Source organism: Dyadobacter frigoris, assembly GCF_005280585.1.
GTDB lineage: Bacteria > Bacteroidota > Bacteroidia > Cytophagales > Spirosomataceae > Dyadobacter > Dyadobacter frigoris.
Window position 1 is genome coordinate 51,996 of sequence record NZ_SZVO01000003.1, and the last position, 25,768, is coordinate 77,763.

At 43.2% G+C, this 25,768-nt stretch carries 26 protein-coding genes; 12 read left to right on the forward strand and 14 right to left on the reverse strand.

What is annotated here, in order from left to right:
* Positions 1-346: 346 nt before the first annotated feature.
* The 3 genes from FDK13_RS07280 to FDK13_RS07290 form a co-directional block, all read right to left on the reverse strand.
* Positions 347-634 (reverse strand): hypothetical protein, encoded by a 288-nt coding sequence (locus FDK13_RS07280; RefSeq protein ID WP_137339343.1) that lies wholly within the window; start codon positions 632-634, stop codon positions 347-349.
* An 81-nt stretch (positions 635-715) separates the two neighbouring features.
* A complete protein-coding gene (locus FDK13_RS07285) occupies positions 716-1,129 on the reverse strand; it encodes a DOPA 4,5-dioxygenase family protein (protein ID WP_170982738.1) in 414 nt (137 codons plus the stop codon).
* A gap of 30 nt (positions 1,130-1,159) precedes the next feature.
* A complete protein-coding gene (locus FDK13_RS07290; protein ID WP_220417335.1) occupies positions 1,160-2,146 on the reverse strand; it encodes a TlpA disulfide reductase family protein in 987 nt (328 codons plus the stop codon).
* Between the two features lie 379 nt (positions 2,147-2,525).
* Here FDK13_RS07290 and FDK13_RS07295 point away from each other — a divergent pair, with 379 nt between their 5' ends.
* From FDK13_RS07295 to FDK13_RS07310, 4 genes are all read left to right on the forward strand, one after another.
* Positions 2,526-2,963: a hypothetical protein gene (locus FDK13_RS07295; protein ID WP_137339345.1), complete on the forward strand. Its 438-nt coding sequence runs from the start codon at positions 2,526-2,528 to the stop codon at positions 2,961-2,963.
* A gap of 93 nt (positions 2,964-3,056) precedes the next feature.
* Positions 3,057-3,596 (forward strand): carboxymuconolactone decarboxylase family protein, encoded by a 540-nt coding sequence (locus FDK13_RS07300; protein WP_137339346.1) that lies wholly within the window; start codon positions 3,057-3,059, stop codon positions 3,594-3,596.
* A 3-nt stretch (positions 3,597-3,599) separates the two neighbouring features.
* The gene (locus FDK13_RS07305) at positions 3,600-4,400 is read left to right on the forward strand and encodes a mycofactocin-coupled SDR family oxidoreductase (RefSeq protein ID WP_137339347.1); all 801 of its coding nucleotides are present in this window, start codon (positions 3,600-3,602) and stop codon (positions 4,398-4,400) included.
* Between the two features lie 126 nt (positions 4,401-4,526).
* Positions 4,527-5,414, forward strand: a complete 888-nt coding sequence (locus FDK13_RS07310; RefSeq protein WP_137339348.1) for a PhzF family protein — start codon at positions 4,527-4,529, stop codon at positions 5,412-5,414.
* An 11-nt stretch (positions 5,415-5,425) separates the two neighbouring features.
* On the opposite strand, the gene FDK13_RS07315 is transcribed toward FDK13_RS07310, so the two are convergent.
* The 9 genes from FDK13_RS07315 to FDK13_RS07355 form a co-directional block, all read right to left on the reverse strand.
* Positions 5,426-5,863 carry an RrF2 family transcriptional regulator gene (locus FDK13_RS07315; RefSeq protein ID WP_137339349.1) on the reverse strand — a complete coding sequence of 146 codons (438 nt, stop codon included), beginning with the start codon at positions 5,861-5,863 and terminating at the stop codon, positions 5,426-5,428.
* Between the two features lie 53 nt (positions 5,864-5,916).
* Positions 5,917-7,350 (reverse strand): phytoene desaturase family protein, encoded by a 1,434-nt coding sequence (locus FDK13_RS07320; RefSeq protein ID WP_137339350.1) that lies wholly within the window; start codon positions 7,348-7,350, stop codon positions 5,917-5,919.
* A gap of 45 nt (positions 7,351-7,395) precedes the next feature.
* The gene (gene soxC / locus FDK13_RS07325; RefSeq protein ID WP_137339351.1) at positions 7,396-8,646 is read right to left on the reverse strand and encodes a sulfite dehydrogenase; all 1,251 of its coding nucleotides are present in this window, start codon (positions 8,644-8,646) and stop codon (positions 7,396-7,398) included.
* A gap of 27 nt (positions 8,647-8,673) precedes the next feature.
* Entirely contained in the window at positions 8,674-9,273 is a 600-nt protein-coding gene (locus tag FDK13_RS07330; RefSeq protein ID WP_137339352.1) for a c-type cytochrome, read from the reverse strand.
* Positions 9,266-10,915 carry a hypothetical protein gene (locus FDK13_RS07335; RefSeq protein WP_229215940.1) on the reverse strand — a complete coding sequence of 550 codons (1,650 nt, stop codon included), beginning with the start codon at positions 10,913-10,915 and terminating at the stop codon, positions 9,266-9,268. Before FDK13_RS07335 ends, FDK13_RS07330 begins: the two co-directional genes overlap by 8 nt.
* A gap of 41 nt (positions 10,916-10,956) precedes the next feature.
* The gene (locus tag FDK13_RS07340; RefSeq protein ID WP_229215941.1) at positions 10,957-12,336 is read right to left on the reverse strand and encodes a DoxX family protein; all 1,380 of its coding nucleotides are present in this window, start codon (positions 12,334-12,336) and stop codon (positions 10,957-10,959) included.
* 18 nt (positions 12,337-12,354) lie between these two features.
* The gene (locus FDK13_RS07345; RefSeq protein ID WP_137339353.1) at positions 12,355-13,701 is read right to left on the reverse strand and encodes a RagB/SusD family nutrient uptake outer membrane protein; all 1,347 of its coding nucleotides are present in this window, start codon (positions 13,699-13,701) and stop codon (positions 12,355-12,357) included.
* A gap of 48 nt (positions 13,702-13,749) precedes the next feature.
* The gene (locus FDK13_RS07350; protein WP_229215942.1) at positions 13,750-16,842 is read right to left on the reverse strand and encodes a SusC/RagA family TonB-linked outer membrane protein; all 3,093 of its coding nucleotides are present in this window, start codon (positions 16,840-16,842) and stop codon (positions 13,750-13,752) included.
* A 448-nt stretch (positions 16,843-17,290) separates the two neighbouring features.
* Positions 17,291-17,533, reverse strand: coding sequence for a tetratricopeptide repeat protein (locus tag FDK13_RS07355; protein ID WP_137339354.1), 243 nt, complete (start codon positions 17,531-17,533; stop codon positions 17,291-17,293).
* Positions 17,534-17,541: 8 nt separating this feature from the next.
* Here FDK13_RS07355 and FDK13_RS07360 point away from each other — a divergent pair, with 8 nt between their 5' ends.
* Together FDK13_RS07360 and FDK13_RS07365 are read left to right on the forward strand one after the other, a co-directional pair.
* Complete coding sequence (locus tag FDK13_RS07360; RefSeq protein WP_137339355.1) at positions 17,542-17,877, forward strand: hypothetical protein; 336 nt, start codon at positions 17,542-17,544, stop codon at positions 17,875-17,877.
* Positions 17,878-18,217: 340 nt separating this feature from the next.
* Entirely contained in the window at positions 18,218-18,664 is a 447-nt protein-coding gene (locus tag FDK13_RS07365) for an ATP-binding protein (RefSeq protein ID WP_137339356.1), read from the forward strand.
* Between the two features lie 247 nt (positions 18,665-18,911).
* Here the strand turns inward: FDK13_RS07365 and FDK13_RS07370 are convergent, their stop codons facing one another.
* Entirely contained in the window at positions 18,912-19,808 is an 897-nt protein-coding gene (locus FDK13_RS07370) for a helix-turn-helix domain-containing protein (RefSeq protein ID WP_137339357.1), read from the reverse strand.
* A 56-nt stretch (positions 19,809-19,864) separates the two neighbouring features.
* Between FDK13_RS07370 and FDK13_RS07375 the strand changes: the two genes are divergently transcribed.
* From FDK13_RS07375 to FDK13_RS07400, 6 genes are all read left to right on the forward strand, one after another.
* Positions 19,865-20,491 (forward strand): cupin domain-containing protein, encoded by a 627-nt coding sequence (locus FDK13_RS07375; protein ID WP_220417336.1) that lies wholly within the window; start codon positions 19,865-19,867, stop codon positions 20,489-20,491.
* A 2-nt stretch (positions 20,492-20,493) separates the two neighbouring features.
* The gene (locus FDK13_RS07380) at positions 20,494-21,567 is read left to right on the forward strand and encodes a carboxymuconolactone decarboxylase family protein (protein WP_137339358.1); all 1,074 of its coding nucleotides are present in this window, start codon (positions 20,494-20,496) and stop codon (positions 21,565-21,567) included.
* Positions 21,567-22,736 (forward strand): NAD(P)-dependent alcohol dehydrogenase, encoded by a 1,170-nt coding sequence (locus FDK13_RS07385; protein ID WP_137339359.1) that lies wholly within the window; start codon positions 21,567-21,569, stop codon positions 22,734-22,736. Before FDK13_RS07380 ends, FDK13_RS07385 begins: the two co-directional genes overlap by 1 nt.
* A gap of 22 nt (positions 22,737-22,758) precedes the next feature.
* Positions 22,759-23,241, forward strand: coding sequence for a cyclophilin-like fold protein (locus tag FDK13_RS07390; protein ID WP_137339360.1), 483 nt, complete (start codon positions 22,759-22,761; stop codon positions 23,239-23,241).
* A 12-nt stretch (positions 23,242-23,253) separates the two neighbouring features.
* Positions 23,254-23,826 carry a DapH/DapD/GlmU-related protein gene (locus FDK13_RS07395; RefSeq protein WP_137339361.1) on the forward strand — a complete coding sequence of 191 codons (573 nt, stop codon included), beginning with the start codon at positions 23,254-23,256 and terminating at the stop codon, positions 23,824-23,826.
* 239 nt (positions 23,827-24,065) lie between these two features.
* A complete protein-coding gene (locus tag FDK13_RS07400; RefSeq protein WP_137339362.1) occupies positions 24,066-25,088 on the forward strand; it encodes an LLM class flavin-dependent oxidoreductase in 1,023 nt (340 codons plus the stop codon).
* 150 nt (positions 25,089-25,238) lie between these two features.
* Here the strand turns inward: FDK13_RS07400 and FDK13_RS07405 are convergent, their stop codons facing one another.
* Positions 25,239-25,502 carry a hypothetical protein gene (locus FDK13_RS07405; protein WP_137339363.1) on the reverse strand — a complete coding sequence of 88 codons (264 nt, stop codon included), beginning with the start codon at positions 25,500-25,502 and terminating at the stop codon, positions 25,239-25,241.
* Between the last annotated feature and the right edge of the window lie 266 nt (positions 25,503-25,768).

A 25,768-nucleotide genomic window follows, 5' to 3' on the forward strand; every position in this document is an offset into this window, starting at 1 on the left:
AATGGAAGAGCTACAAGGATTATTACAGGAATACAAACAGCATAACAAGTTGTCGATTAGCATGGTCTCCAACCAAAACAACACGTTACCTGCTGAGGTTTGCTAAAAATTTCACCAGCCAGGCAAGCTGAATTACTATTACCTCTTTTTTGTAAAAAAAGGATCGTCGACATAAGAACAATGGTTATTGAACAAAAATCAGATGGTCATCAGTGATCATGCTCTAACAGTACTTGGGTGCTTGCTCTTTCCGTCCTGCATCACATGTCTGCTGGTAGCTATTGCAGCCACCAAGGGCTTGTTTCCCACAAATTTACGTATAAGATCAAGCGCAGCTAAGCTTCGCTTATCTCCACAGCGCAGGATTTACTGATGCTGGTGCTGTGCCTTTTAAAAAGTCATAATCGTACAGGTTAACCACGGTTTGTCCGGCGGCACCCCGGATGATTCCACTGTCAAGTGTAGCGATAAACCCTTTTCTGGCTTCAATAAAATCCAGTGTATCGGCAAAATTCAGCTGACTGTAAATGGCTTCGTTTCTCTTTCTGGTAAATTCGGTGGCGGGTTTTGAGCCTGTTCCTCCTGCATTTTGAGCCAGTGTTAGCTCAGTTCCGAATAGTGCCAGAGCGCCCACCGCCAGCGATAGTTTCTAATATATATTCATACTATTTGTGTATTATCATGATTCTTAAACTCATAAATATTTTCGTAAAATTTAAAAATCAATCAGATGAGGGTAAGTATTGGGATTGATTGTTTTTAAAGGCAACCCGATTGCTTTGAGCGAATGCGGCAGATTATTGGTATTTACGTCTTGTGCCGTGCCAAGCCAAAGTGCATTAGTTGTGTGATCGTCCAGTGGACTATCCGTGTTTGGATGGATAAGTATATTCAGTCCGCGTCTGTTCAAAATAATCCATGGAAGCAGGCTGGGAAGAACTTCTTTTCGAAAACCAACATAATACGATGGCAGGGTATTGGACCCAAAAGGGCCGTCATGCCAGGTACCGAGCTCAACATAAAAACGTTCGGATATCCATGTACGTAACTGGCGGGCAGCCGGTGACTGATCAGGCTGAAGATAGATGTGGATATGATAGCTGTCCACTTCATCGTAACTTCGGGGCATATCGTTGGACATTGAATTAAATATCAAAAATCATTTAGAACTTTTTGAGCCGGTCGCTGGCTGATTTCCTAAAAGTTCTTCAAGCTTTTTATGGAGTTCCTCTCCTCTCAGATTTTTGCCGATGATTTTTCCTGTTGGATCCAAAAGAAAATTTGCAGGAATTGCTCTCACCCCATAAAGTTCTGCGGGCTCACTGTGCCAGTATTTCAAATCCGAAACCTGAATCCACACAAGGCCGTCTTTCTCAATTGCTCTCAGCCAGTTTTCCTTGCTTTTGTCCAGCGAAACTCCGAAAACCTCAAATCCTTTGTCTTTATATTTTTGATAAGCATTTACCAGATTGGGATTTTCTTTACGGCAGGGACCACACCAGGCAGCCCAGAAATCGATCAGCAAATATTTCCCGAAATGATCCGAAAGTTTCACAAATTTCCCTTGCGGGTCAGTAGCTGTAAAATCAATTGCCTGTTTACCTAATGATACCTTGTCAAGCGTGGTTATTAATTTTCGCAGTGTATTGACATAAGGCGTACTTTGAAGTGAAGGACTTAATAAATGGATATTCTGGTTAATTTCCTCAGGCGTCAGCCGGTAAGCAAAGTTCCTGTAAAGTACATAAGCTGATACAACAGAAGAAGGGTTTTGTTTAATGAATTCGTCAATTTTAACATCCGGCGTTTTCTTATATTTTTCAAAAAGATCCTGACCGGGCGAGCCAGAAACTACGCTGTTTTTATAATTGGAAGCAGTATCCAGCGTCACTTTTACGGCATTGGTATTTTCCAGAAAAACATATAACGGAGTTTTTTTACTATCTATCGTCAACCCATAAAGCTCAGGAACAATGACCGGCGATTTAAAAGAAAACTTTCCTTTTTGAATCGTTACCGAATCAATAGAATGAAAAATTTTATCCTCGAATTTTTGAAGGTAAACAAAACCCGATTCAACGCGGAACTGTTCCTTCGATCGTAACCGGTACTGGCTTGTTTTGTGCCAATGAAATAGTACTGACAAGCAAGGTTGATATTAAAAGTATTTTTGATTTCAAAATAAAGTCTATTTCTATTATAGATTTAATAGGTAAATGTATTTAAAAGCAGATGTGGAAGCAAATTGTTTCTGAATATTTTATGGTGAATATCGAAACGATTTCACTAACTGAATGAGAGAATGATACGTTTTATGATATCAATTATCTTTTAGTGCTGTTCTCTTAAGATTTATACCTATTTTAATTTCTGAACTACGCGCCAGAAATATGATCTTAAACAATTCTATAACCCGAATTGATCAGAAAAAAATTATGAAAATGAATAATTACTCATAATCCATAGACTTTATAGATTAAATTGTGATATTTGATTTTTCAAATCACCTTTAAAACTAATTCCGTATGATCCATCGCTTTACACTTTTCGCACTGATTTTCATCGCCACAGTTGGCCAGGCTTCGGCCCAGCAAAACAACACTGATCAAACTTTTACAGTTGAAGGTTACTACAAAGCCAAATGGGGTTATGCCGACGAATTCATCGATTTATTTAAAAAAAATCACTATCCGCTCTTAAAGAAAGCACTGGAAAAAGGAGATATAATTTCTATTAAAGCAGAAAAACCACGGCTGCATTCCACAGAAGATAGCCGTTGGGACTACCGGGTGACGCTGGTTTTTAAAAATATTCAGGCGGCATTTGATCCCAATTTAACGACACCTTACAAAAAAGCACTTTATCCGGACGCCGAAAAACTTAAAAAAGAAGAACAACGAAGATTTGAGATTCTGGACGGGCATTGGGATGTACAAGTGCAGGCGGTTGAGCTGGATAAATAGGATTTACAACCATGAAAAGAAGCCATAATCCATTGAAAATCTATCATAAATAAATAGACAATATTACTATAACTCAAAAATAATCAATCACTTATGCCGAGAATAGCACCACTCGAAACAAATGAACAATCCACTGAAATTAAAATAGCATTTATTCAGCACAAAACGGTTTACAACACCAAGATCACGAATATGAAGGCCACGCTGGGACACTCCCCAACCGCCTTCAACGTGTATATGCAGTGGTATCCTTTATTTGAAGAACTAAAAAGATTAACGGGCACCAGACTTGCGACGCTATTTGCGTGGTCTGTTTCAAAGGCATCGGATTGCCCGTTATGCAGTACTTATTTTAGAAAAGCAATTATCGAATCAGGAGAAAATCCGGAGGCTCTTGTCATCACAGAAGATGAGCAGCAGCTATTAACTTTCGGCGCAGCAATTGCGCAGCAAAAAGGATTTGTTGCCGATGAAATATATGATCCAATCCGGGAAAAGTATTCTGACGAAGAGATCGTTGTCTTCACCGCTTTTGCCGGAATTATGATCGCTACCAACATTTTCAACAACGTTATACACACTAAAATTGACGAATATCTGACACCTTATCTGTCCAAACACCAGACCGCATGAATTATGTCATTAACAGATAAAGTGGCTTTTATAACCGGTGCAGCCCATGGTCAGGGCCGTGCTACCGCCCACGCCCTTGCAAAGGAAGGTGTACATATTGTGGCTTTCGATATTGGCGGCCCACTTTCCTATCCGGGTTATGAACTTGGGTCACTGGATGATCTGCTATCTCTCCAGGCGGAGGTTCAGCAAACGGGTGTTAAGTGCCTTATTTTCCAGGGTGATATAAGTATTGATTCAGCGATAAAAAACGCAGTATATGAAACGATTTCCCAACTTGGCCGTATTGATATTCTCTTTAATAATGCAGGCATATGTGCCTACGGGCTGGCTCATGAGCTTGCGGAGGAAGAATGGGATGCCATGATCGACATCAATCTCAAAGGTGCCTGGCTCGCTGCCCGGCATGTGATTCCGGTTATGATCAAACAAAAATCAGGCAATATTGTCAATAATTCTTCTGTCGCTGGACTTCGGGGCATGAACCGGTTAAGCCATTATGCAGCTTCCAAATGGGGACTGGTGGGACTAACCAAATCCTGGGCCATTGAACTGGCACCTCACAATATCCGGGTAAATTCCGTTCACGCGACTGGTGTAAATACCCCTATGAATGATGGACTGGCCGCGTTGGAAGGAAAAACACCGCAGGAAATTGCCGGGGCATCGGCAGGCAACCTCTTGCCCTTTCCATGGATTGAGCCGGAAGACGTTGCCAACGCCGTGATTTATCTGGTTTCTGACAAAGCCCGTTATGTTACCGGATCACAATTTGTACTGGACGCAGGCCTTTTAACACGTTGATAAATAACCACTAGCATCGCATCAATGGGTCCAATATTTATGATTGTTGTGATAAACGCAGCTATGAGCCCGGATCTCTTTTAACTGCCGTGTGACCCGATTTTATCTTCTCAAAACCCACCCAAAATGAGAACTCTAAAATATTATGTCGTTGATGTTTTTACAAATGAAAAATATCGCGGCAATCAACTCTCAGTTGTTTTAACTGATTCAGATCTTGAATTGCCGGTTTACGAGAAGATTTCAAGAGAGTTTGGTTATTCTGAAACTTCATTTATTTACTATTCAAAAATAGATAAAGCATTAAAAGTACGTTCGTTTACACCCACGGGTTTTGAGGTAAACGGAGCCGGGCATAACCTGTTAGGAGCGGTATGTGTGGCGCTTCTGACTAACCTTGATATATTTCGTGAACAGGGAAACGAGCGGTTTGTATTGATGAAGGATGAAGTGATGAAACTTTTGCTTCGTTATACGGAAGACGGACTTCCTTTTGTCGGTATGAGGCAAAATCCAGCCACCGTGCTTTCCTATATTGAGCCAAAAATTATGGCCCAAGCTTTAAACTTAACGGAAGATGATATTTTGAAAGATGATTTGGCTCCGGCTGTCGTAAAAACAGAGGTAACGCATTTAATGGTACCTCTGAGCAATCCGGAAGCACTAAACAAGGCTATTCCTGATAAACGGTTACTAATCGAAGCGTCCAAAAAATATGATTTTGAGGGTGTATATTGTTTTACAATTTCCGATCAGAATCCCGACTATCTTGCCCAGGCAAGGTTTTTCAATCCGGGAATTGGCATTGACGAAGATCCTGCAACCGGCAGTGCCGCCGGGCCATTGGCAGGCTTTTTATTTCAAAAAAATCGTATTCTTCAGGATACGGTTTATCAAATACTGCAAGGTGAAAAATTAAACCGCCCGTCTGTTATTCAATTTGAGGTCAAAACGGATAGCATCTGGATCAATGGCTCATCGGTAATTGTTATGGAAGGTACATTGTACGAATAACCGTTAAAAATCTAAATGCCAATAATGTGGTCATTTTCGGCAACCAAAAGATCAGCCAGCGTGGTATTATCGAGAACCGACAAATTTGCATCCCGCCATTTTGCTAATGCGCTCCTGAGGCTACAAGATACTTCATCCTGACAATCGTCACATTTTCCGTAAAAGAATGTTGAAACGCATAAAGTCGGGGCAATAGGACCATCAATAATCCTCAGCACTTTTGAAAAACTAACTTCCTCTGGCGGGATACGCAGCATGTATCCGCCGTTTTTCCCTTTCTGACTTTGCAAGACACCATGATTACGCAAATCCAGCAATATGGTTTCTAAAAATTTCTTGGGAATTCTTTCCTTTTCAGCGATTTCTGCAATAAGAACCAGTCCCTTGTCATATCGCTCCGCTAAAAATTTAAGTGCTTTCAGTGCGTATTTTGCTTTTTTTGATATCATATTTGAATGTAGGAAAATGCTTTCAGGAATATTTTTGAATCGCAAAAGAAGTACTAATTATTGTTTCCAAACAAGTCTTTCAGCACTTGTTGCGCCGCATGGTATCCGCATAAACCATGCACACCTCCACCCGGAGGTGTCGATGCTGAACATAAATAAATTCCTTTTGCAGGAGTCCGGTAAGGAGATAAGCTTAAAACCGGACGACTGTATAACTGTGCCAGATTTTGAAGTCCGCCGTTAACATCGCCGCCAATATAATTTGGATTATAATCCTGCATTTGCACTGCGTTCAGCGTACTCCGTTTCAGGATTATTTCTTTGAAACCCGGCGCAAAGCGTTCGATCTGGTTTTCAATAATATCAGTCATATCAACCTGGGAGCCATTTGGAACATGACAATAGGCCCAGGCCGTGTGTTTTCCCTCAGGTGCCCGGGTTTTATCAAACAGACTTGGCTGAGATAACAGTACATAGGGTTTGTCGGCATGTTTGCCCTCTGAAGTGATTTTTTCACTGTAAGCGATCTCTTCAAAAGTATTGCCAAGATGTACCGTTCCTGCTCCGGATGCACTTTTGGCAGTGAAAGGAATCGGTTCACTCAGAGCCCAATCCATCTTAAAAACACCCATGCCATATTTAAACTTTTTCAGTCTGTTGATGTAGGAAGTTCCCAGCCTTTCGCCGGCAATCCCGATAAGTTGTTTCGGCCCAACATCAAAAAGAACTGCTTTCGCAGATGGGAGTTCGTCGATGGATTTCACAAAAACACCAGTCTGAATTTTCCCTCCCAATGAAAGAAAATAAGACGCCAGCGCATTAGCTAAGGATTGAGAACCGCCTTCCACGATTGGCCAACCACCGATATGCGCTGCCGAGGTCATCACCAGCCCGATTGCCGAGGATGCAATATTATTAAAAGGCTGAACCGCATGAGCAGCAATACCGGCCCATAATCCACGTGCCTGTTTTGTTTTAAACCTATTGGCTGTCCAGCCAATAGGAGGCAAAGCTTTTAGACCAAATGATGCCAGTGCAAGCGGATATCTGGGGATAGGAAAAGGCCCAAGGATGTCAGGTAAAAGTTTGGGTAAATCCCTTACGGAATTTTTTATCAAAGAAAGGTAAGCTTCACGGTCTTCACCAAGACCAGCGGCTGTATCTTCCAGTGAATTTTTCAGCAAGGCAACCGTGCCGTCATCAAACGGATGCGCTGCTGCATAGGTTGGCTCAATTAACGAAAGCCCATGTTCCTTAAGTGGGATCGACGTAAAAAAAGGAGAAATGGCTGCCATCGGATGCACAGCGGAACAGACATCATGGTGATAGCCGGGAAGCGTTAACTCCGACGTGCGCATGCCGCCCCCAATGGTATCCCGTCCCTCAACCAGTAACACAGAAAGGCCTGCCATTTGAAGTGTAATGGCTGCCGCAAAACCATTAGGGCCGGAGCCTACAACCACTGCGTCATATTGAGTATTTCTCATTTATATCATTATTGTAACGCACCGAATAAAAACCTGCTGAATCAATTAAGTTGCTTTAAACAAAACCTGCCCGTCATTTTGAATATACCAGGCTGTAACCGGATTGTAATGATAGCCCATATTGCCGCCACGGGCTGCCAGCAAATCTTTTAAAAACGGCTGAACATACCCGGTTTCATCCACCGTTCTGCTGAGAATTTCTGTTGGCTGCCCATTCCAGTTCCATAAATAACGGAAAGCAGTATGGGCTTTATCCATCACCGGATCCTGCAATTCAGCTGGTTTCCAGGTTTTCCCAGCGTCCGTACTAACCTCCACACGAACCACTTTCCCCCTCCCACTCCATGCGATACCACGAATTTCAATCCAGCCTTTTTCAACTTTCTGCGGATAGGACGGATAGGTAATAATCGATCTTGCATCGATAGTAAAACTAAACTGGCGGATTTTTCCACCACCAATGGCTTCGGTATATTTTGACGTTTCCTGCCGGGTTTGGAACGGCTGGTCTGACAATTCAATTCTTCTCAGCCATTTTACGTTAATATTCCCCTCCCATCCCGGTAGAAATAAACGCACCGGATATCCTTGTTCTGGCCGGATCGCCTCTCCGTTTTGCGCGTAACAGATAATAGCATCTTCCCAACCTTTTTCTATCGGAACACTTCTTGTCATTACCGCCGCATCACCGCCCTCCGCTAAAAACCAGGTTGATTTTGGACTAACCCCTACTTCCCGAAATAAAGTGGAAAGTTTTACGCCCGTCCATTCGCTCTGGCTGGTCAGTCCGCATATCTGCTGCGGGGTAACTTTTCCATCCGCAGCGCCCCGGTAGTTGCCGGAACATTCCAGAAATGCAATTCGCGAAACGGATGGAAAACGTTTTAAATCCGTCAGCGTGAAAACCATTGGCTTGTTCACCATGCCGTGGATTACCAGCTCATATTTTGCGGGATCGATTGCCGGTACTCCGTTATGATTTCTTTCAAAATGAAGATCCGAAGGCGTTATTGTGCCAAACAAATCCTGCAACGGTGTTCTGGACGAAATATCAGAAGGGGCTTTGACAGGTTTTTCAAAAGGCGATCTTGTTCCCAAAGTTCCAGGCGGAACGCCCGGAACCTTGGTCGGATCTTCAATTAAATGCAATTCAGATTTTGTCAGCGCGGCCTGGAAAGTTTTCCCCGAAGCTGTTTGAGCCAAAACCACAGCAGCCGTTGCAGCACCTCCAAGAAGGGTTCTGCGGCTTATCTTTTTCTCCGTTGTCAGCGGTTTATCTCCCTTTTGATCAGGCATAAAAGTGATTGATTTTTTAAAGGTTTGCTAACGGATTTCCGGACCGTCCTTACGATCATCAGGCACGAAAAAATCGCGTGCAGGAATTACCACTTTGGGTAGCGTTTTGGCATTGACAATATCGTCAGCTTTTATCAGGCCATTTTCATGCAGCAGAAAAGCAGTCAGATTGTATACTTCCTGATCGGTCAGCGAACCCGGCTGATTAAAAGGCATGGCCCGTTTGATATAATCAAAAACCGTCGTGGCATAAGGCCAGTAATTTCCAATCGTTTTATTTCTTGCTTTTACTTTTGGATCGGTCGGATTTTTTATGGTTACCAGCTGATCGCTCGGACCTTCAATGCCGGTAGCGCCGTGACAACCTGAACATTTTGCCGCATAAACCAGTTTACCTTCGGAAGCTTTTCCAAAACCCGCCGGAAGACCTTTCCCATCAGGGCGGACGTCCGTATCCAGTAACGCAATTTCTTTCAGCGTGGCCGCTCTGCCAAAACCAAAAGTCCTGGGATAATCAAGCGTATCAGCCTGACCACCGTTTTTACGGATAGTCGGGCTTTGTAATGAAGTCAACGATATTGAAAAAAAAAGACAAACCGCTCCGATTTTCACTGTGGATTTAGTCATATTTCCCTGCGTCAAGCGTACTTTTTGGCAAAACATAATTTTTATTAACCCGGTCCAGCACCACATAAAGAGAATCTTTGTTCTGGTCAATTCCTCTCAAAATGACACGAGAACCATCCGTAGTCTGATAAGTCAAAATCATCCGGTTGCGCTTTTCATTTTTAGGTGCTTCGGCAAATTCCCGGTCGCGGCGCGTTGACGCAGCACGTTCATCGATTTTTTTGACCTCATCACCAATGTTAACCCATGCCGCCTTGCTGATCCAGTTTGGATCGGGTTCATCCTCCGGTTTAAGTTTCTTCTTTTTCGGTTTTGGAGCACCGCCTGAAAGATCCGTCGCATCACGTGCACCCAGTTCCCGTCCCGATGGCGCTTTAAATTTATCCTGTAAATAAAGAACATGCTCAACCGGATCACCGTAATAGTGAAAAACCCTTTGTCCACCACCTGTGCCAGTAAGCTCGAATGTCCTGCTGATGTCTTTCATCGGCGAACCTCCCCCGTTGGAAAGATCGAGTAGTGTAGGTTTATTAACTTTAAAAGTCAGCGATGTCCATTTTTCAAAAGTTGCCCATTGCCATCTTACCGTATCCTGCGGCGAGTAAGGAATCACCTTATTATTGATGCGGAATTCGGTTACGTTATAATTCCCACGAAGCTCTTTGATCCCCGCCGTAGATGGTTGTTTGTACGGATCATAAAGAAAATTGACCAGTGACAGATAGAAAAACAAAAATAGAAAAATGCCAATTACAGCCGATTTGATACCAATTCTTGCATATTTCTGCCAGGCCTCGGTAAAGGTTGGGTAATAGTTAACCGGTACTGTATAGCGTTCGAGAATAAACAGATTATACAAACGAGGAATATCCTGGACCATCAGAAATGCCGTCAAAATCACAAAGTAAGAACTATACACATGCACGCCTCCGTCATATGCAAAATTTACATAAACGATATCGCCCAACGCTCCAAAAAGAAGTATGGCTCCCAGAAAAGTCGTCTTCCTGAAAAACAATAATACGCCGCCCGCAATTTCAACAACACCTGCAAAAACCTGGTACCATGGAACGATTCCGACAGACAACCAGTAAATTTTCTGCAAGGTAAAATCACCAAAATCGGTATTTAAAAGCCCCAGAGATGGATATGGCATTTGTGTAGGCAGCAGTTTGGTAAACCCAAAACCGATGATACCAATTCCTGCCCGGTAACGCACAATGGTACGCAGCCAATAATTTAATTTGATATAATTCTGCGGATCTTTTTTCAGAAGTTTAACGGCTACTGTCCAGATTGCAGCTACGGCAATTGCGAAAATAAGTGTGATCACGTAGGTTGCATAACCGTTCAAACCACTTCCAAAAAGCGTCCGGCCAAAAATTTCAAGACCTGAGCCAAACCGGGCCACATCGTACGGATCGCGGTAATGCAGATTTGTCCAGTCTATCGAAAACACAACCTTATACCACTCCGGATTCCAGGGCAGGGAAATACTGACAAAGAAAACAAATGCTACCCGAAACAGGATTTTTTGCCACTCCGGCCATTGCTTCCCGGCCAAAGCAGCTTCACTGGCTAAGCTGATAACGCCAGCGGTGTCTTCTGCTACATCTGCCGAATTACTAGTTGAAATTGACATAATGAATGTTGTTTTATATTTTAATTTCGAACAGTTTCATTTCAAAGTTTCGGACTTCCTCTTCTTCCAAGTTTCCTGATTTCCGTCTGCAAATACTTCTTGTTAATTTTTTCAAGACGTACAAAAACAGAATCGCGGTCGCTGTTTATTCCGAAAAGAATAATCGTTGCAGAATCCGGCCGGTTGTAATGCAGCTGGAATTTGTCAGCAGGATAATTCTTGTTTCTGTTTTCAAGATTCAGTACCTGCGCTGCCGGGTCAATTTTGTAGCTGTAATAATGCCTTCCCGCAGAACCCAGAAACTCGTACACCCGGTCTTTGTCGTTTTCATTGATCTCCTCAACATTTGTCGAATCAATAATGACTGGTTTATTTGAGCGGATACTCAGTGTTGCCCAGTTTTCAAAAACAACATCTTTCCAGCGCACCGGGTCAACAGGCGAATAGGGCACTGCCTGATTATTAATCTTGAATTCTGCCACATTATAAATCCCCGCAGCGTTGGTCAGCCCTGGTGCTTTTGGGTATTGGTAAGGATCGTTGTGATACCCATTTCTTGTTTTAAAACCAAACAGGATTACAAAGAAGAAAATGAAAAACACTTTCAGGCCTAGTCTGCCATACTGCTGCCATTTCAATTGAAAAGTTGGATGGAAGCGGTTAGGAATTGTTGGTTTTTCCAGGGTCAGCAAACTGTAAAATCTTGGTGCATCAAAAGCAAACAAAAACAGAGCGAGCAAAATCAGATAAAAACTGTAAACAGCCTCGCCGCCTCCATAAGCAAGATTTGACATGAATACGTTTCCGGTAAAGGGAATAATGATCAGTGTTGCGATCGAAGTTGTTCTTCTGTTTAAAAGCAAAAGTCCGCCAAGAATTTCCACAAGACCCAGGAAAGACTGATATCCCGGAACAACGCCTAAAGTCAGCGCAAATATCTTCCAGTCAGAAAAATCGCCATACTGCGTGTTCAGATTACTGATCGAAGGAAGCGGCGATTGAAGCGGGAAAAATTTGATCAGACCATAAGCAATCAACCCCAGCGCAAGCCGGTAACGGACAATAACCCGGATCCAATAATACAACGCGTTATATTCCTTTTTTTCTTTTCCAATCAGTCCCCAAATCAGGCCACCGATTATCGCAATAACCAGTAAAATTGCTAAATTCAGGAAGGAATTCTCTGCAAAAAAACCGGGTAAATAATGAGCCGGATTGAAAAAATCACCATAATGAAGATCCAGCCAGTTGATTGAAAATACTGTTTTATAATATTTCCAATCCAGCGGAACGGCCAGCAAAAAGAAATAGATAAAGGATATCCGGAAAGCCACCTTTTCAGCATTGCTCCATTGCGACTGAAAATTCTCAACCGCTTCTTCCTTTACATTCACACCATTTGACACATTTGACGTTGCCATAGACTAAGGGTTTAAGAATTAATATCCAGGATTTTGTTCCAAAGCTTTGTCCGTCTGAAGCTGAACAGAAGGTATCGGCATCAGATAACGATTTGGGTCCGTTATGCTTAAAACAATTGCCGCACGACCCGTACGTACCAGATCAAACCAGCGGTGCGGTTCCAATGCAAACTCGATTTTTCTTTCATTTTCAACCGCCAGGAGAAGTTCATCTTTTGAAGCAGCAGTCGTTGCCGCCAGACCAGCTCTTGTGCGAACCGCGTTCACATCCGCCCCGGCATCGGTAAGTTTTGATTGCTGTGCACGTGCTTCCGCCCGGATCAGGTAAAGTTCAGCAATACGAATGACGTAGGAAGGGTCTGAACCCGGCGAACGGTAATACAGATTTCCATACCAGCGCGACTGGTTATCTTTTGCCACAAGCGTACTTCTGTTACCGCCTTTCAACGGATCATTCACAAGCGCTACAAAAGCATCATTTGGAGCCCACTGGCGGGTTCCTCCATTCGTCTGAGGCTGCCATTGTCCGCGGTGGTCGTTGATTTCGGAAGTTCCGTTATAGAAAATTTCAAAAACAGATTCCTGTGTTCCGCGTACATTGTTTGCGAAAAACGCATTATATGGCGTCAGCAGTTTATAATTCGTAGCATCTGAAATCACTTTGGTAGCATACTCCTCCGCTTTCGCCCAGTCTTTCTGATACAGATAATAGCGCGATTTTAAAGCCCAAACGGTTTTTCGCGTTGCGTGATATCGGTTGACCGTTTCTGCTAAAAGCGGTTCGGCGGCATCAAGATCTTTCAAAACCTGCGCGTATGTTTCAGCCTGCGTACTGCGTTTGATTCCTGAATTTTCCGAGGGCGTAGAGGTTGGCTGTGTGATCAGCGGAACACCGCCCCAGGTTCTGGCCAGATCGAAATAAGCAAGTGCGCGGATGAAATAAGCTTCACCCACGATTGGATTTTTTAATGCCTCAGTTAAAGTTGCATCGGTAACGGCCGGTACTTTTGCAATAACCTGATTAGCCCGGTTGATGGTGGCATAAATTGCGATCCATGCACCGCTGATCGTTGAATTTTCCGCGCTTACTTTATGGTTTATAAATTCCTGTATCTGGGACTGTGAGCCGGTCCACTGGATATTATCTCCCGACAAATATCCGATGGACTGGAAGGTAATACCATAATAACTGGAATTGGCAACGGCATTATAAACGCCACGCAAAGCCGTTTCTGCGGAAGTCTTATCAAATATGGTTTGCTCGTCAGAGATGGAAGCTTTCGGCTCAACATCCAGAAAAGAATCGCAGGATGTCAGCACCGATAAACCCAGAGACAGCGCAAGGAAATAATTAATTCGTTTCATGTTTCTCATCATTGTTTTGAGAATTTTATATAATTTCTGCTTCGCTGATTACAACGTGATGTTCAAACCAACCTGGATCGAACGAGGCTGCGGAGGTGTTCCCAAATCAATTCCCTGCTGGTTGGCCGCGCTGCTTGCACTTGATTCCGGATCAAGGCCTGTATATTTTGTAAACGTCAGCAGGTTAGCACCTTGCAAAAACAGGCGGAGCGTTTCAATTCTTAATTTGCTGGTAAATGTTTTTGGTATCGTGTATCCAAGATTCAGTGAACGCAAACGAAGAAAGGAACCGTCTTCCAGCCAGCGGCTGCCTCCGTCACGGTAGTTATTCACGTTTACACCATCCGGTCTTGGCACATCAGTGACATCCCCCGGCTTTTGCCACCGGTCATTATTGCTGGCAAAAATCACCCTGGCCGCATCCCGTGCTCCGCCACCTTCCCCGAAGAATTTATTGTGGTTGTAAATTTTGTTTCCATATTGAAAAGCAAAAAAAACACCTAAATCAATTCCTTTGTAAGTGAAGTTATTGGTAATACCGCCGAAGAATTTTGGCCAGATACTTCCATAAACCTGACGGTCATCCACCGTGATTTTGCCATCCTTATTCACATCTTCATAAACAGTATTTCCTGTTTGAGAATCAACATAAAGCTGTTTGTAAACCCAGAAAGAATAAAGCGGTGAGCCTTGCTGCTGTAAAATCAGATCACGACTTCCGTAGCGGAGCGGATTGGCAAGCTTTTCAATCTTGTTTACGTTTCTGGCCACATTGAAATTGGTCGTCCAGGTAAAATCAGACTTCCGGATGTTTGCCGTTTGTATACTGAATTCAAATCCTTTGTTGCTGATTTCGGCCGCGTTACTCCAATAGGTATTAAAACCACTCGTACCCGGCAGGGATACCTGCAACAGACCGTCAGAAGTATATTTCCGGTAGGCGTTTAGTTCAACAGTAATTCTCTGGTCAAACAAACCAAGGTCAAGACCTACATTCAGTTGGCTTGTTTTTTCCCATTTCAAATTGGGATTCGCCAACTGCTGCGGCGCGATTCCCGGCAAACCTTCATACGAAGATCCGCCAGCCCAAAGACCACGCGCTGCGAAATCCCCGATCCCGTTCTGGTTGCCGGTGATACCATAACTGGTTCTCAGTTTCAGGTCGCTGATCACGCGGGTTTCTTTCAGAAAACCCTCCTGTTTGATACGCCAGGCTGCACCAACAGCCGGGAAATAACCCCATTTATTGTCCTTACCAAAACGTGAGGAAGCATCTCCGCGAACACTTACATCAACAAGATATTTCCCGCCATAATTATAATCTGCTCTGGCAAAAAAGGAAGTCAATGTATTTTTACTCCAACTCTGAGAACTTGTTGTAACAGCCGCTGAGGAAATTTGTGTGAAAGAATTGTTTGCAAAACCGCGTCCTTCCGCCGCTGTACGGGAAGAAACAGAGCTTTGTAAGGTGTTACCTACCAGAATCCCGAAAGAACTTTTTGCTCCCAGATTTTTACGATAAGAAAGTGTTTGCTCGTTGATCCAGGTGGTATACTGACCGATGCTCGAAGTAGCAAGTCCGCTTGGACTCCCTGCGATCAGGTAGGTATTCCAATATTCGGATTCATCGTAATTGTTATAATCGATTCCGAAACTGGATCTGAATTTAAGATTGGGCAGAATATTCGCTTCTACATACAAATTACCAATGTAGCGAAGACTTGTCGAATTTACATCGTAATATTTTAACAGAAGCGTTGTATTATCAAAACCTGCGCGGCCCACCAGTTCACCGTTTTCATTTGTTGGCGAAAGGTAGGTTGGCGTATGAAGCGCCGCCTGAAGAAGCCCACCAGCCGGTCCGTCCCCTGCCCTTGCCTGGTTTCTGAATGTGCGTGAAAAGGTATTGCTCACGCCGACCGTGACTGCATCGTTAACTTTCTGGTCAAGATTAACCTTGAAACTTGCTCTTTGAAAAGTAATCGGTTTTAAAATTGATTCCTGGCCATTATAACCACCGCCGATGTAATACTTTGTCGTTTTTGTACCGCCGCTAAGCGACAGATCGTAATTTTGAAGATGTGCCGTTTGAAAAACTTCACTTAAACGGTCATACGTTTTCTGCTCTTCCGGCAACCCACGTCCGCCTTCTGAAACCGGGCGGAAAGGCTTATTGGCTTCGGTGCGATTTAAAGAAGGCGTATCTCTTCCGGTATTAATCCACCATTCATTTACCAGCGTTGCGTGTTCCGGGCCCGTTGTCAGATCCCAAAGTTTGGCAGCCTTCGCCCAGCCTTGTGAAGTACTGAAATTGATCTTTGCTTTCTGATCAAAATTACCACGTTTCGTTGTAACGATAATAACGCCGTTTGCTCCGCGTGAACCGTAAAGTGCTGTGGCTTCTGCATCTTTTAAAACCTCAATGCTTTCAATATCCGATGGATTGATATCGGCAATCGGTGATGTGGCTTTTCCGCCTGTACTGAACGTCTGATTGCTGGTACTGTTTATAAAAACGCCATCCAAAACATACAACGGATCGTTACTTGCGTTGATAGAGGTCGCGCCGCGAACCCGGATATTGATTGCTTCTCCCGGAACACCCGTGCTGCTCGATATCTGAACGCCGGCGACTTTTCCTTGCAGCTGCGCATCAAAACTACCGGCTGGGATTCCTTTGGTTTCCGTAGGGTCTATTTTACTGATTGAACCAATCAGATTTTTACGCTCTTGCGTACCATATCCGACGACAACAACTTCATTTAATAATTTGTGATCGGCGGCTAATTCAACGTTAATTGTACTTCTGTTACCCGAATTAATTTGCAGTGTTTTGTATCCAATAAAGGAAAACGTTAGGAGTTTATTGGTTTTGGAAAGGGTAATTCTGAAATTGCCTTCAACATCTGAAACAGCGCCCAGGCTCGTATTATGGACACGGATGCTGACGCCTGGTAAAGCTTCTTTATTTTCATCCGTTACTTTTCCGGTAAGTACAATATCGCCGGAGCTGGCCGACTGACCGAAAACCGGAACCTGTAAAAGAAAAAACACCAAAACCATAGCAAAAGCGGCTATGGTCCCTTTAAAAACAAGGCCTCGCGAAAAATGAGGCCTTGACTCATAAGTAATAAAATACATACATTTGATTGATTTAATTTAGACGATTGAATCTACTCCGCTCTGCCTGATTCGATGTTCGAGATCGAATTGTCCGGCAGGGCGGTTCTTTTTTTGCGGCTTCCTTTGAGCTTTGTTTTTGTATTGATTAAAAATTGATTTGTTCTATAAATTAAGTAGACAATAAATTTGAAAGACCACTGTTATTTTATTCGGTTAGTGTTTCAAATCGTTGAAAAAATGAAAACATATCATATATACTCTACTAATTCAATAGACAAAGTAATGTTATTAATCGCTAACCTTCAAGTATTTTCTATATAATTTTAAAATAATTTAATATCGGTTGCTTAACCTGAACGAGTTATACTATAAAGGATATAGCGATTTATCTCCTCCTTTGATCACCTCAGCAAGCTCAGCAGTATATTGCTTCACTTTTTCCGCATGGCCCTTTTTCTTGTATACTTTATAAAGGCCCCCATAACGGGTTTGCGCTGTTCGGACGTTTTTTGGCTAAATCCTGATAAGCCTTAAGAGCCAGATCATACTTCCCGGCTTTCAGATATACTTCACCAAGACTGATCAAAACCGGGCGGGCATACGATGGCGGCTCACTGCAACCAAGATCATGTTCCTTTTTCCGGGCAATCATAAGGATTTTGATCGCTTCGTCATCCTTGTTTTCCAGACTTTTGATCAGTCCCTGCAATTCCAGAGATGCAACATTTAAATCTCCCAGCCACCGGTAAAGGACAAAAAGTGCTCAATACTGACCATAACAGGGATAAAAGTATTGCTGTTCATGAAATGATCACCCAGGTTGCAGCTTTGTTCCCTGATCAGCAGAAAGCCCTGGAACGGATCGAAATGATTAAGTCTGAAAAAATCCGCTATGTTCGCGATCAACTGATTATGGTCAGGAGTGGCATAGCGGATCTGGATGCTCAGACCTTGAGCCAGGTGCTGAATTACTGTCTTGAAAACCGTATTGCCCGGGCACCGGACTTTAAAAGCATCATCGGAATCCAGAGAAAAGAGCATATCCAAAAATAATACAGTTAAACCGCGCGGCGGACCGCCCGCTAAACGGAAAAGTGCCACAAAATGCTTTAATACAGCCCGATAAAAGCTCTATCGACGATTATCAAAATCTTTTGACACATAAAAACATTAAGTAGCAATCAGTATATCACCACCAGGATCCAGTAAATCCTGGTGGCCTTAAACCAAACAGTCCAATGGATAAAAAAGAACAGATTATTGATTACTGCCGGCAGTTTAGAATAGCTGGCATGCAGCGCAGGCTTGATGAAATTATCAGCACAGCCGAAAAACACAATAGTGGCTACATCAACTAAGAGAACTTAACTGGCTGGATCAGGGATTTAATCTCATGCTGCTTGGACCTTCGGGAACAGGAAAAACATTCCTGGCTGCCGGTCTGTGTGCAGACGCCATCGAAAATGGATACAAAGCTTATCTTAAAACGATGGAAGAGTTAATAAGCACACTCAAGATGAAAGACTTGACAAGGTCTTCTCTGGCTGATTATAAGATACTTATAAAGGCTGACCTGATTATCATTGATGATATCATGCTCTTTCCGGTAGAAAAAAGTCAGGCCGTCTCATTGTTTAACTTCATCAACCTGCTTTATGAGAAAACCTGTTTTATTATTACAACCAATAAAATGGCAACTGAATGGGCCAAAATGCTGGATGATGAAGTACTGGCAACGGCTTTGTTAGACCGATTACTGTACCGATGCGACGTGATCAGTATGAGTGGGGAAAGTTATCAAATGAAAAACAGAAAGACTTTTTTTGAACCCCAAAATTAACCCGTGTATATTTGCCAAGGTGGTGCATTCCTAATTTCCATTTTTGGTGCATTGTTAGTTACCGCTTACACTACTAAACTGTAATTTAAAAGTGGCATTTTGAATTAAAAGGGACGAAAAAGGAATGGACATGAGCGTACATAAATATAATCAAAAGTTGTTGCCGACCCATCAGCAACCATCGCTCAAAGCAGGAGTACACATGTATAGGTCGTTATTCAAATAGGCAGAAGTCTAGCCGCAACGGCTAGTTTAGACTCCTATATTCATTAGGCGTAACCCCGGTTTTTTGTTTAAAAAGACGCGTAAAATGTTGTTGATATTTAAATCCCAGCTGATAGGCAATCTCGCCAAACGAGGTATTGGCTTCGAATATTTTCACTTTTGCTTCCTCAATCAACTTTGATTGAATGAAATCCAAAGCCGTGTTTCCCGTTTCTTTTTTAATGAGGTCTCCAAAATAGTTAGAGGACAAATAGAGCCTTTCAGCACAGTAGGCTACACTTGGCAGGCCTAATGTTTGGGCTTTTCCTGATTTGAAATAATCTTTGAGTAATTCTTCAAAGCGTACCAGAATGTCTTTGTTCGCATTACTGCGCGTAATGAACTGCCGGTCATAAAACCGCATACAGTAGTTGAGAAACAATTCGATATTGGAAACAATCAGCGTCTTACTGTGCTTGTCGATATTTTGATCTATCTCGGCTCTGATCTTTTCAAAACAATCAACAATTGTCTCCCTTTCCTTTTTTGATACATGCAACGCTTCATTCACCTCGTAGGAAAAGAACGAATATTCCTTGATCATTTTCCCTAAATGGGTACCTGCAAGCAGATCAGGGTGAAAAACCAATGCATAGCCTGACGGCTTTATTGACTTTCCTTTGCTGTCAATCCCATAAACCTGCCCTGGTGCCACAAAGACCAATGTCCCGTCATCATAGTCGTATGGCTGGCAGCCATAGATCATATCACCGCACTTGATATTTTTGAGGAATACGGCATAGACGCCCATATAGCGTCTGAAATGCTGCACAGTCGGTATTTCGTTGAAATTGACCACACTCACCAAAGGGTGTAGCGTAGCAGCTCCCACCCAATTGTTGTACTGCTTTACAGTGTCTATCCTTTCTACTTGTTCCATATACTGGTGATTTACAGCTCAAATATAGTAACGTCATCACGTAGAAAATTATGTAAATGCCCAGATCAGTAAAACTGGTAAATAAACCTGTAACCTGTATAAAAATTGGCGGGGTGTTACTACCGACCTTTGCTATACAAATTGAAAAACAAATTCGTGCAGCAATGAAACATATCACTAAATCAAGTATTTGCACATTGCAGATCGGAGCTATGCTACCGTTCACAGTATATAGCCAAACCAAAACTCCTACAAAAATGACAGACAATAGCAATGCCCCTCTTTTTGCCAAGGGTGATAAATTAACAAACGGATATTTCACAGGGGACGCATACCTGTTGCCACTTTTGGCAAGAGATAAAAACAATGATTTTGTGATTGGCAATGTAAGCTTTGAACCTGGGGCAAGGACAAACCGCGTCGGTCCGATGGCATACCCACCCCAAAGGGCAAGTGCTAATCGTAAACGAGGGGCGGGTTTTTACCGGAAAAAAGGCAGACCGGCCCAACCCACCAAAAAAGGTGGTGTGATCAATATTCCAGAGAACGTCGAGCATTGGCACGGGGCAGCTGCAACTTCCCAAATGGCACATATTGCGATAACCAATTTCCAGGGTGATGCTAATGTAGTTTGGCTTAAGCCGGTCTCAGAAGAAGAATATAATGCTGTCAACAAGCAGTAAACATGGCGATAATAAACCCAAACAAACTGCTCTCAACAGTATTCATTTTTGTGTTCCTGCTGGGCACCACTGCCATGAAAGCACAAACTAATACAATTCAGAAACAGGTACTAAACGATCGTCTGCAAAGTATCGTAGCTATTTCCGGATTAACCGCGACCGGGGATCTTGGAAGGTTATCAACTGAGCTTGGCAACGGCCTGGACGCTGGTTTAACAGTTGAAGAAACGAAGGAAATTCTTGTGCAGCTGTATGCCTACTGTGGTTTTCCAAGGAGCCTGAACGCGATCAGCACGCTAATGACTGAAATTGATAAAAGAAAGGCAAATGGCATCCATGACAAGCAAGGAAAGCAAACCGTTTCAAAAGACGGTGTTCAGGATAAGTACGAACAAGGCAGGAAGGTTTTGGAAGCTTTAACCAAAATGCCTCAGTTTAAGCCTGCACCTGGATTTGGGGAATTTGCCCCCAGGATCGATGCATTTTTGAAAGAACATCTGTTTGCCGACATTTTTGAAAGCGAGGTACTCACCTTTCAAGAGCGGGAGCTTGTGACGATTTCAGCCCTTGCAGCAATGCCTGGCGTTAGTTCGCAATTACAGTCCCATGTGAAAATGGGTATCAATGCCGGTATCACTGACAATCAACTTGTAGAAGTTGCACAGCTGATTGAAAAATTTGTCAGCAGGACCCAGGCAAATGCATTAAGAGAGATTATAGGGAAGCCGTTGGCTGTTGTTATTGAACGGGACATGATAGTGCGCATCTCAAAAATCGAAATCCTGCCACAGTTCCTGACTGATTATAACGCTATCCTGGAAGAAGAAGCGGCAGCTTCGGTCGAAAAGGAACCGGGAGTAATTGCCATTTTTCCAATGAGCATCAAAGAGCAGCCAACCCAGATCAGGATTATAGAAATATATGCCGACAGCGCTGCCTACCAGTCACATTTAAAAACGTCACACTTCCAGCATTATAAAACAACGACACTTAAAATGGTGAAGGTATTAAAACTGGTGGATATGAACACACTAGACGGGCAAATCATGTTAGAAATCTTTAAAAAACTGAAATAATGAAAAAGGCATCAAGAAGACAATTCATTCAGCAAACGGCTATGACAACAACAGGTCTGTTAATTACATACCCTACGCGGCTTTTTTCGCAAACCAACCAAACAGGTATGAGTAGCAATATTAAATCGAAAGGATACGCAGGAACGAACAAACTAGGCAAACTACAACTTTGGAATTTTGAGCGGCGTCCTCTCGGAGATCATGACATTTTGATCGACATTAAATATTCGGGTATCTGTCATTCGGACATTCACACCATTAAAGGCCATTGGGGGCCGCAGCAGTACCCGCAGGTACCTGGTCATGAAATCGCCGGGATCGTAACTGCCGTTGGAAAAAACGTTACCAAATTCAAGGTGGGAGATAAAGCCGGTGTTGGTTGTATGGTCAACAGCTGTATGCAATGCGAAAGCTGCAGAAAAGGAGAAGAACATCACTGCGAAACCACGGGCATGACCGGAACATATGGCAGTCCTGAAAATTCATCACCAAGCGGTATTACTCAGGGTGGCTATTCCAGTAACATCGTTGTAACCGAGCATTTTGTCATTAAAATCCCTGAATCAATGGAGCTAAAATTTGCCGCTCCATTACTTTGTGCCGGTATTACAACTTACTCCCCATTGATGAGAGTTGGGATGAAAAAAGGCGATAAAATAGGCGTGGTTGGTATTGGTGGTTTAGGGCATCTGGCTATCAAACTGGCGGTTTCAAAAGGTGCCGAAGTTTACGCTTTTACAACATCGGAAAGTAAGCTAGATGATATCCGCTCATTCGGGGCCAAAGAAGCAATTGTAGTGAAAGACGCCGATGATCTAAAACCATGGTTTGGAAAGTTGGACTTTATGATTTCCACCGTTCCCTATACATATGATATGTCCAATTACATTTCTTGTGTGAAACCCTATGGTTATTTTACCCAGGTTGGTCAGCCGATAAATGGTGAATTGACGATCAATAACTTCAATATGATTTTTAACCGGGTGAATTTCAACGGCTCCCTTATTGGAGGTATTCCCGAAACTCAGGAAGTGATGGACTATTGTGCGAAGAACAAAATCTACCCACAAGTACAAATCATCAAAGCCGAAGAGATCAATGACGCCTGGCAGCAGGTTGTTGATAAAAAAGCCCGATACCGGTTTGTGATTGATACCGCTACAATTTAGAACTTACATTTAATGAAGGAAAATGAAAAATTACCCAATTATCCTCTTTGGACTCGTCATGCTTTTAACAGGAAGTTTGGCCTGTAAAACGGATGACGTCACAATTACCGATACGAATATGGAGACCAACGACAGCAATCATATTGATACGACAAGCAGTCAGCTTAAAATCAGAATCGGTTCTAAAAAGTTCACTGCGACGCTCCTTAACAATGCGATGGTAGCTGCTTTCAAAGCCAGATTGCCTATGACCGTTTCGATGAGTGAGTTAAATGGCAATGAAAAGCTGTACCGCTTCCCGAACAACTTACCCACCAGTGCGTCAAATCCCCGAAATATCAATTCGGGCGACCTGATGATCTATGGTTCTAATACGCTGGTGCTTTTCTATCAATCATTTCCGACATCTTACAGTTACACAAAACTCGGACGCATCGATGATACGGCTGGACTTGCTGCCGCAGTTGGTCCCGGAAGCGTAACAGTCACCTTTGAATTAGAGTAAATATTGATGGATATGAGTAGTCAGTTAAAAGGAAAAGACATTTTTGATAGAATGAGAGTAGGTGAAGCTATCCGGAAAGATGATCCTGAATACGATAAGTTTCAGCAGGCCGTGGCCAGAACGATCCGGTTATCCGCTGCCCTGAATGCTTCCACAGATATCAACCAGGTGCGAGAACGGCTGAGTGAAATAACCGGAACGAACATCGACGGATCAACGACCATATTTCCTCCTTTCTACACCAACTTTGGCAAGTTTATAATCCTGGGTAAAAACGTATTTATAAACCACGCCTGCTCTTTTTTGGATATGGGCGGAATCACTATCGAGGACGATGTAATGATCGGCCCCAGGGTTAGTTTGACATCTGAAACACACCACTTAGACCCTAGCGAGCGCGAGACAGTTATTCTCAAGCCAATTGTAATCCGGCGGAACGCCTGGATTGGAGCGGCAGTGACTATCCTACCTGGTGTCACGATTGGTGAAAACGCTGTTGTTGCAGCTGGCGCAGTAGTCAGCCGGGACGTTCCAGCTAATGCAATAGTCGCCGGTATCCCTGCAAAAGTTGTAAAAATGGTCTAGAACATTACATTACTTAGACCATTAGATAAGCCCTCTTGTTTTCAGGAGGGCTTGTTACTTATATCGGCAGGCTTAGCGTGAATCTCACAGAAAGACACATTTTGAAGGGTGGAGAGATTGAACGTTAGGCGAGTGTTTTCAAAATGGAATTACCGCTTAGTTCCAAAGTGTAGCCAAAACCAGGAACTTTTAAAGCCTAATAATCTGTCTAGTTCTAAAATAACTTTGATAAAAGCTTGATGAAAAAAATAGGATTTTTATCGTTCGGGCATTGGTCTAACCACTCGGCTTATAAGACCCAGACAGCAAGTGACACCTTGCTGCAATCTATTGACCTGGCTGTTGCTGCTGAAGAGATCGGTTTAGATGGCGCTTATTTTCGCGTTCATCATTTTGCATCTCAGTTAGCATCTCCTTTTCCGTTGCTTGCGGCTATCGGTGCCAAAACAAGCAAAATTGAGATTGGAACGGGCGTAATTGACATGCGTTATGAAAATCCACTGTATATGGTGGAAGATGCCGGGGCTGCGGATTTAATTTCCGAGGGGCGACTGCAATTAGGAGTTAGCAGAGGTTCGCCGGAACAGGTGATCGACGGGTGGCGGTATTTTGGATACGAACCGGCTGAGGGTGAAACCGACGCGGATATGGGACGCCGCAAGGCACTGGAATTTCTGGAAAGATTAAAAGGTGTAGGATTTGCTCAGCCAAATCCGTACCCGATGTTTCCGAACCCTGCGGGATTACTGCGTTTGGAACCATACTCGGAAGGATTGCGCGAACGCATTTGGTGGGGAGCCGCTTCTAATGCTACCGCTGTTTGGGCGGCAGAAAACGGTATGTATCTTCAAAGTTCTACCTTGAAATACGATGAAGGCGGCAAGCCCTTTCATGTGCAGCAAGCGGAGCAGATCAGGTTGTACAAAGAAGCGTGGAAGAAAGCGGGACACCAGCGCGAACCAAGGGTTTCGGTAAGCCGGTCTATTTTCGCATTGGTAAACGATCAGGACCGCTATTACTTTGGACAGGAATCCGATCGGAGGGATAAAATCGGGATGATCGAACAGGACAAACGCGCTATTTTCGGTAGAAGCTATGCTGCGGAACCAGATCAACTCGTCAAAGAACTAGCGCAGGACGAAGCTGTTCAGGAAGCGGATACAATTCTTTTGACAATACCCAATACATTAGGAGTTGATTATAACGTACATGTACTGTCTTCTATTTTAGAGTATGTGGCACCTGGACTGGGGTGGCGTTAACTTTTGGAACTAGCGCTGATTCAAAGAAAAGAGAGCTACTGGTTCAATATACTTTTCGTGTGGCAAAACCCGGGTTAAACCGGGCTCTGCCACACCCTTTGGTACTGCTTGTGCTCTCCTTTTTTATTTTGTTTATTTGAACGGTACGCTCTAAGCATACAAAACGCCCTTGAACCCGGCACCGTTTACCATTTTAGGTCTCGAGCATAAAATCAGGCCCGTTTTGGTATTTTTAAGTTTCGTTGTATTAGCAATTCTTTCACTACTGGACTTGCGATAATAATATGATTTCCCTTTCGTGAAGTAATCATTAAATCCGAAGGTTTCCCGAATGAACTTTGCTCCGTTGTAAACGCCTTTAAAATATCGGCTTAAATCCCCGTCGTCTATCCATTCACCCCTTTTAATCGCCATCTTCTTTAACTCTACCGCAACTTTATCTAGTGCAGTGATGGAGAATTGCTCTTCTTTGGGAAGTTCCGATGTACCCGCGATTCTGATAATGGCCTTTTTAATTTACACTAGTTATCCCAAGTGATCGTAGCGCGAAAGTCTACTACAACAACTTGAAAGGATCGAAATTAACGCAAAATGGGCTTTATAATCCATTAAGATTAACCAGCCACCGACCTTCCTCCCAATTTACTTTTTTTTAAACGTTACGCCAATTTTGATAGAAA

Bases quoted from the DNA above. Each gene is read 5' to 3' on its own strand.
- FDK13_RS07305 (WP_137339347.1), top strand. From the start codon at position 3,600: ATGTCATTAACAGATAAAGTGGCTTTTATAACCGGTGCAGCCCATGGT.
- FDK13_RS07315 (WP_137339349.1), bottom strand. From the start codon at position 5,863: ATGATATCAAAAAAAGCAAAATACGCACTGAAAGCACTTAAATTTTTA.
- soxC (WP_137339351.1), bottom strand. From the start codon at position 8,646: ATGCCTGATCAAAAGGGAGATAAACCGCTGACAACGGAGAAAAAGATA.
- FDK13_RS07295 (WP_137339345.1), top strand. From the start codon at position 2,526: ATGATCCATCGCTTTACACTTTTCGCACTGATTTTCATCGCCACAGTT.
- FDK13_RS07330 (WP_137339352.1), bottom strand. From the start codon at position 9,273: ATGACTAAATCCACAGTGAAAATCGGAGCGGTTTGTCTTTTTTTTTCA.
- FDK13_RS07345 (WP_137339353.1), bottom strand. From the start codon at position 13,701: ATGAAACGAATTAATTATTTCCTTGCGCTGTCTCTGGGTTTATCGGTG.
- FDK13_RS07400 (WP_137339362.1), top strand. From the start codon at position 24,066: ATGAAAAAAATAGGATTTTTATCGTTCGGGCATTGGTCTAACCACTCG.
- FDK13_RS07300 (WP_137339346.1), top strand. From the start codon at position 3,057: ATGCCGAGAATAGCACCACTCGAAACAAATGAACAATCCACTGAAATT.
- FDK13_RS07340 (WP_229215941.1), bottom strand. From the start codon at position 12,336: ATGGCAACGTCAAATGTGTCAAATGGTGTGAATGTAAAGGAAGAAGCG.
- FDK13_RS07390 (WP_137339360.1), top strand. From the start codon at position 22,759: ATGAAAAATTACCCAATTATCCTCTTTGGACTCGTCATGCTTTTAACA.
- FDK13_RS07310 (WP_137339348.1), top strand. From the start codon at position 4,527: ATGAGAACTCTAAAATATTATGTCGTTGATGTTTTTACAAATGAAAAA.
- FDK13_RS07285 (WP_170982738.1), bottom strand. From the start codon at position 1,129: ATGCCCCGAAGTTACGATGAAGTGGACAGCTATCATATCCACATCTAT.
- FDK13_RS07360 (WP_137339355.1), top strand. From the start codon at position 17,542: ATGCAACATTTAAATCTCCCAGCCACCGGTAAAGGACAAAAAGTGCTC.
- FDK13_RS07365 (WP_137339356.1), top strand. From the start codon at position 18,218: ATGCTGCTTGGACCTTCGGGAACAGGAAAAACATTCCTGGCTGCCGGT.
- FDK13_RS07380 (WP_137339358.1), top strand. From the start codon at position 20,494: ATGGCGATAATAAACCCAAACAAACTGCTCTCAACAGTATTCATTTTT.
- FDK13_RS07385 (WP_137339359.1), top strand. From the start codon at position 21,567: ATGAAAAAGGCATCAAGAAGACAATTCATTCAGCAAACGGCTATGACA.
- FDK13_RS07395 (WP_137339361.1), top strand. From the start codon at position 23,254: ATGAGTAGTCAGTTAAAAGGAAAAGACATTTTTGATAGAATGAGAGTA.
- FDK13_RS07405 (WP_137339363.1), bottom strand. From the start codon at position 25,502: ATGGCGATTAAAAGGGGTGAATGGATAGACGACGGGGATTTAAGCCGA.
- FDK13_RS07335 (WP_229215940.1), bottom strand. From the start codon at position 10,915: ATGTCAATTTCAACTAGTAATTCGGCAGATGTAGCAGAAGACACCGCT.
- FDK13_RS07375 (WP_220417336.1), top strand. From the start codon at position 19,865: ATGCCCAGATCAGTAAAACTGGTAAATAAACCTGTAACCTGTATAAAA.
- FDK13_RS07320 (WP_137339350.1), bottom strand. From the start codon at position 7,350: ATGAGAAATACTCAATATGACGCAGTGGTTGTAGGCTCCGGCCCTAAT.
- FDK13_RS07370 (WP_137339357.1), bottom strand. From the start codon at position 19,808: ATGGAACAAGTAGAAAGGATAGACACTGTAAAGCAGTACAACAATTGG.
- FDK13_RS07350 (WP_229215942.1), bottom strand. From the start codon at position 16,842: ATGTATTTTATTACTTATGAGTCAAGGCCTCATTTTTCGCGAGGCCTT.